The organism is Candidatus Methanoperedens nitratireducens, assembly GCF_900196725.1.
Classification (GTDB): domain Archaea; phylum Halobacteriota; class Methanosarcinia; order Methanosarcinales; family Methanoperedenaceae; genus Methanoperedens; species Methanoperedens nitroreducens_A.
The window spans coordinates 1-5,132 of sequence record NZ_FZMP01000137.1; the positions used below are offsets into that span (position 1 = coordinate 1).

Sequence of the window (5,132 nt, forward strand, 5' to 3'; positions counted from 1 at the left end):
GTTGTCATAACCAAGGGTAAAACTTGGGTGATTTAATGGGGCTGGCAGTAGTAGTCCTGTTAGTACTGCTGGCATATCACTGGTATAGGCTTGTATATTCTGCAATAGGTTCTCCGCGCAAAGAAAATATCAGGCTGATAGATACGAATCCTTAACAGGATTCACCGCATAATTACAATCACTGCGCTTCCGACTTCAAGGACGTCCACAGCTTTTCCTTTTAAGAGCCTTTCTTTCTCAACCGTGAAACCGGAGGCATCAAGAGCCACATCTTCACCGTCCACAGAGAGAGTGATGCTTCCGGACTCTGCCTGCCCCATAATTGTTTTTGAATCAGCGTTCCTCAGGGCTTCAGCTATGGATTTTGCTTTATTTCTATAGGTCTTGCCGAGAACCTTCATGTTGGGTTTGATCTCTGTTGGCACGATCTCAAAATCCGGCGTCCCGGTTTTTATCCTGACCGGGGTATTTGCTGCCCCTGCAATATCGGACGCATCGGTTATAGAGGAATAGAGCTCTATCTCTTTTAGCGGCGCGTTCAGAGCCATGCCGTGTTCAGACTTATAGCGTCTGATAGCGCCGGTTATTTCTTTTATCAGTTCGCCCGTAGCCTCGGCATCAGAATCGATGAGCGATTCATTCACTTCCGGCCATGCCTGGAGGTGTACGCTCTCCTGCTTCAGGTGCGAATATACTTCCTCCGAGAAATAAGGCATGAACGGCGCAAGAAGCCGCGAAAGCGTTTCAATCGTAATGTATAGCGTGTACTGTGCAGCCTGTTTTCCTTCAACCTCACCGTACAGCCTCCATTTCACAAGCTCGATATAATTATCCGCCAGGATATCCCAGGCAAATCCCCGGATAGCTTTGAATGTCTCATCGAACTGGTAAGCATCCATTTTTTCTGTGGTTTCTTTTACCAGCCTGTTCAATTTGCTGAGGAGCCAGAGATCTATAGGAGTGAACGAAGCTGGCTTATCAGAAACATGGGGCATGGAAAAGCGCACGATGCTCCAGAGCTTCTGGAGGAAGCGCGAACCTGCGACTACATCCTTCCAGCTGAAAATAATGTCCGAACCTGTTGAGCCTCCGATGGCTGCCCACTGCCTGAACGCATCTGCGCCATACTGTTTTATTACCTCTTCAGGTATGACGAAGTTGTTGCGGGACTTGCTCATCTTGTGTCCGTCTTCACCAAGTACCATGCCGTTAAGCAGGATAGTATCCCAGGGCTTTTTGTCAAGGAGTGCTCTTGCTCTCAGGATAGTGTAAAAAGCCCATGTGCGGATAATATCATAACCCTGCGGGCGCAGCTGCGCTGGCAGGAGAAGCTGATGATCGCTCAACCAGCCTGCTACATGCAGTGCCGATATGGATGAGTCCATCCAGGTATCAAGCACATCCTCCTCTCCCTTGAATTCCATTGAGCCGCATTCGCATGGCTCGGGCGGCGCGTTCCGGGTCGGGTCAAGCGGCAGCCATTCTTCTTTTGCCACCTTCACAGTGTCGCATTTAGTGCAGTACCACGCCGGGATAGGCGTTGCAAAAATCCTCTGCCTTGAGATGCACCAGTCCCATTCCATAGTCCCCGTCCAGTTCTCAAGCCTGACTTTCATGTAATCCGGAACCCAGGTGACCTGGTTTGCGGTATCCATTATATCTTCAGAAATTATCTTGACGAACCACTGCTTCTCAGAGAGGATCTCTATGGGCGTCTTGCAGCGCCAGCACATGCCGACGTTCTGCGGCAGTTCTTCCTGTTTGTAAAGGATCCCCGCCTTTTTCATATCTTCGATTATAGCTTTTTTCGCAGCCTCGGTTGTTAAACCTGCGTACTTGCCTGCAAGTTCTGTCATTTTCCCGGTCTTATCTATGGCTTTGCGTAATGGGAGATTATGCTCAACCCACCACCTCACGTCCTGCTTGTCTCCGAAGGTGCATATCATCACTACGCCAGTGCCGAAGCATGGATCTACGCTTTTATCTGCTATGACTTTCACCTTATGACCGAATACGGGTACTTTGATCTCTTTGCCCACAAAATCGCGGTATCTCTCATCATCGGGATTGACCGCGACCGCAACGCAGGCAGCAAGCAGTTCAGGCCGGGTGGTGGCGATCTTGAGTTTATCGAAGTCAAGGTAATTCAAAGTAGTGCTGCGCGAATCGTATTCAACTTCGGCGAACGCGATAGCGGTCTCACATCTCGGGCACCAGTTCACGGGATGGTTCTGCTGGTATATCCTGCCGCTGTTATACATCTGAACAAAAGAGCGCTGGGTTTTTCCAAAATAGGCAGGCTCCATAGTAATGTATTCATTGCTCCAGTCGATGGAGAACCCCAGGCGGCGAAGGCTTTTCCTCATGCGTTCGATGTTCTTTGTCGTGAGTTCAACGCACAGGCGCCTGAACTCCTCGCGTGAGACCTGGCTTTTGGTGATGCCGTGTATCTCCTCCACTTTAACTTCGGTGGGCAGGCCATGGCAGTCCCACCCTTCGGGGAACATCACGTTAAACCCGCGCATCCTCTTGTAGCGCGCCACGAAGTCAATGTAACACCAGTTAAGTGCATTGCCGATATGGAAATTCCCTGTGGGGTACGGCGGCGGTGTGTCGATTATGAACTGTGGTTTTTCCGAATCCCAGTCAAAGTAGTACATGGAATCCTGCCATGTATTCAACCATTTTTCTTCGAGGGTCTTGTAATCGTATTCCTTTGGGAGTTCCATAACTCTCGTTCTGATAAACCACATGATTAATAGAATTATCGGTTTTGGAGATTATTTTGAAATTACATGGTGCTTATTTTAATACTGCGATTTTCCCCCATTTAATCGAAAACTATTTTTATATTGAGTATAATTCAAGGCTGCTATTATTTTGGGATAGCTTATATACCGTTTATTGCTTCATTTAAATACGGATGTGAAATAAATTGTTCGAAGATAAAGAAATGCCGGGAAACGTGCCATTGAACCTGAGCGAGTATCTCAGGGTGCTTAAGCTGACAAGAAAACCCACAAGGGAAGAGTTCACAGTCATCGCAAAAGTAGCAGGCGCAGGAATCCTGTTGATAGGGTTCATAGGATTTATCATATATTTACTGATAACTATCCTGCCGGGCTGGTTCTAATGAATGATGTGAGTGAAGATGGAGCTATTTTCGTTGTAAAGACTACTGCGAACCAGGAACGGGCAGTAGCTAACCTGATCGAGAAAGTAGCGAAAAAGGAACATCTTAATATCCGCGCGATACTTGCGCCCGATGAGTTGAGAGGATATATCCTTGTCGAAGCTGAAGGCCCGGAGATCGTGGAGCAGGTCATCCAGACGCTGCCCCATGCGCGCACGATGGTGAAAGGCAAATCCAGTTTTGCCGAAATAGAGCACTTCCTGACACCGAAACTTACAGTCACAGGTATTACTGAGGGCAGCATAGTTGAGCTTATATCCGGTCCTTTCAAGGGCGAGAAAGCAAGGGTGAAAAGGATCGATGAGGCCCGTGAAGAGATCACCGTTGAACTGTTCGAGGCGATGGTCCCCATCCCTGTAACGGTTCGCGGCGATAACGTGAGAATATTGAAAAGAGAAGAAGTAGAGAAATAACAATTATAATACAGGAGAAATAAAAATGGTGAGCGTTGTAGAAGCATTAGTCTCCGGCGGTTCAGCCACCCCGGGTCCGCCACTTGGTCCGTCACTCGGTCCGCTTGGCGTAAACGTAAAAGCAATCATAGATAAGATCAACGAGCAGACAAAAGCGTTCAGCGGAATGCAGGTCCCGGTCAAAATAATCGTGGACGATAAAAAGCAGTTCACTATCCAGGTCGGAACCCCGCCGACATCCGCTCTCATAAAGAAAGAACTGGGAGTAGAATTAGGCTCAGGGACGCCGAACACGAAGGTAATAGGCAATCTCACTGTAAAACAGGCAGTAAAGATTGCGCGCATGAAGAAGAGCGATACCCTTTCAAAGACATTGAAGGGCGCTGTAAAAGAGGTCATCGGTTCATGCGTTCCCCTGGGTGCGACCTTTGAGGGCCTCAATCCGAAGGAAGCTATTGCTGCTATTAATAGCGGGAAATTCGACTCGGATTTGAACGAGTCGTTGTGATTTTTTAAGCAACCCCTTAATTTTTCCGATCAGAAGGCCTGGTTGTAGATACCTGCAAAGTCGATGTTATGTTCATCGATATTTGCAGATAGAATCGTAGCGTGCCTGAGGTTAAAGAATACTACCTTCGGCTGTATGCTTGTAAGAGATCATCAGGGAATCAGGGTGCTACATATCAACACGAGCGCCACGGACACCGTTTTCGAAAAATGGGGTGTCCCGGCGCGGATGCTCTGGCATTTCTACTGGATTACTTGAATCCTGTGTCTTCTTGAGGCGTAAGAATGCAGTTGGTTGCAGGAGTTCTTACGTAACGAGAACTCATAATATAACGGAATCATCAAAATTTTTAAAATGAGGATCTCCCGTAACCACTTTTATTTTTCTATTTCTTGCTGATGCAAGTATGAAGGCATCAGCAAGACCGAAATCAGGAGACTTCATTTTGTTCTCAGCGTGTATTTTTGCAGCTTCGATGGCAATATTTTCATCCAGCGTGACCATGGCACATCTTTTCATTATAAAATCATTCCTTTCTTCAGCTTTTCTGTCTGTCCTTAGAGATTTAGAATATACTTCTGCGATTACAATAGGGGACGTGTACAACTGTATGTTATCATCTACCAATCTCTTAACTTTCTCACCTTTCTCAGTTCCCATGAAATATTCAAACCATGCGAAGGAATCCAGTAACATTACAATCTATCCTCATGGTCTCTAAGATCAGATAGATCAGTTTTCGGCATTGTTCCGAAAAGACTTTTCTTGTCCTTAAAAAGCATTTTTATTAAAATTTCATTTATTTTTTCTGAGATATTTTTGGCACCCGCTTCTTTTTTAAGGGTTTGATAAACATCCTCTCTTAATTTTATAGTAGTTCGAACGTATTCTGTCATCATTAACACCTGCATGTATGATAACATCTACATCAACATAAAACTTATGGCAGTATCGGGGTTTTAAGGGTACTGTGTGACTGATTTTTAGTCTTAAGGATCTGTGCGTAAATAACTTACCC

7 protein-coding genes are annotated in these 5,132 nt (G+C 46.2%); 4 read left to right on the forward strand and 3 right to left on the reverse strand.

All coding sequences use genetic code 11. The features are described from left to right. Nucleotides 1-161 precede the first annotated feature (161 nt). On the reverse strand, nt 162-2,729 hold the full coding sequence (locus tag MNV_RS09785) for a valine--tRNA ligase (RefSeq protein WP_096205635.1): 2,568 nt from the start codon (nt 2,727-2,729) through the stop codon (nt 162-164). Nucleotides 2,730-2,953: 224 nt separating this feature from the next. On the opposite strand from MNV_RS09785, the gene MNV_RS09790 reads away from it, so the two are divergent. The 4 genes from MNV_RS09790 (at nt 2,954) to MNV_RS19040 (ending at nt 4,372) form a co-directional block, all read left to right on the forward strand. Next, on the forward strand, nt 2,954-3,133 hold the full coding sequence (locus MNV_RS09790; RefSeq protein ID WP_096205642.1) for a protein translocase SEC61 complex subunit gamma: 180 nt from the start codon (nt 2,954-2,956) through the stop codon (nt 3,131-3,133). Next, nucleotides 3,133-3,606, forward strand: a complete 474-nt coding sequence (locus MNV_RS09795; RefSeq protein WP_394336539.1) for a transcription elongation factor Spt5 — start codon at nt 3,133-3,135, stop codon at nt 3,604-3,606. The genes MNV_RS09790 and MNV_RS09795 overlap by 1 nt, the downstream gene beginning before the upstream one ends. A 25-nt stretch (nt 3,607-3,631) precedes the next feature. Next, the gene (locus tag MNV_RS09800; RefSeq protein WP_096205636.1) at nt 3,632-4,114 is read left to right on the forward strand and encodes a 50S ribosomal protein L11; all 483 of its coding nucleotides are present in this window, start codon (nt 3,632-3,634) and stop codon (nt 4,112-4,114) included. A 63-nt stretch (nt 4,115-4,177) separates the two neighbouring features. Next, nucleotides 4,178-4,372 carry a hypothetical protein gene (locus MNV_RS19040; protein WP_143311724.1) on the forward strand — a complete coding sequence of 65 codons (195 nt, stop codon included), beginning with the start codon at nt 4,178-4,180 and terminating at the stop codon, nt 4,370-4,372. A 63-nt stretch (nt 4,373-4,435) separates the two neighbouring features. Here MNV_RS19040 and MNV_RS09805 read toward each other — a convergent pair whose 3' ends face one another. Continuing rightward, nucleotides 4,436-4,810, reverse strand: a complete 375-nt coding sequence (locus tag MNV_RS09805) for a type II toxin-antitoxin system VapC family toxin (RefSeq protein WP_179293920.1) — start codon at nt 4,808-4,810, stop codon at nt 4,436-4,438. After that, nucleotides 4,810-5,013 carry a hypothetical protein gene (locus MNV_RS09810; RefSeq protein ID WP_096205640.1) on the reverse strand — a complete coding sequence of 68 codons (204 nt, stop codon included), beginning with the start codon at nt 5,011-5,013 and terminating at the stop codon, nt 4,810-4,812. Before MNV_RS09810 ends, MNV_RS09805 begins: the two co-directional genes overlap by 1 nt. Between the last annotated feature and the right edge of the window lie 119 nt (nt 5,014-5,132).

Bases quoted from the DNA above. Each gene is read 5' to 3' on its own strand.
- MNV_RS09805 (WP_179293920.1), bottom strand. From the start codon at position 4,810: ATGTTACTGGATTCCTTCGCATGGTTTGAATATTTCATGGGAACTGAG.
- MNV_RS09790 (WP_096205642.1), top strand. From the start codon at position 2,954: ATGCCGGGAAACGTGCCATTGAACCTGAGCGAGTATCTCAGGGTGCTT.
- MNV_RS09800 (WP_096205636.1), top strand. From the start codon at position 3,632: ATGGTGAGCGTTGTAGAAGCATTAGTCTCCGGCGGTTCAGCCACCCCG.
- MNV_RS09810 (WP_096205640.1), bottom strand. From the start codon at position 5,013: ATGATGACAGAATACGTTCGAACTACTATAAAATTAAGAGAGGATGTT.
- MNV_RS19040 (WP_143311724.1), top strand. From the start codon at position 4,178: ATGTTATGTTCATCGATATTTGCAGATAGAATCGTAGCGTGCCTGAGG.
- MNV_RS09785 (WP_096205635.1), bottom strand. From the start codon at position 2,729: ATGGAACTCCCAAAGGAATACGATTACAAGACCCTCGAAGAAAAATGG.
- MNV_RS09795 (WP_394336539.1), top strand. From the start codon at position 3,133: ATGAATGATGTGAGTGAAGATGGAGCTATTTTCGTTGTAAAGACTACT.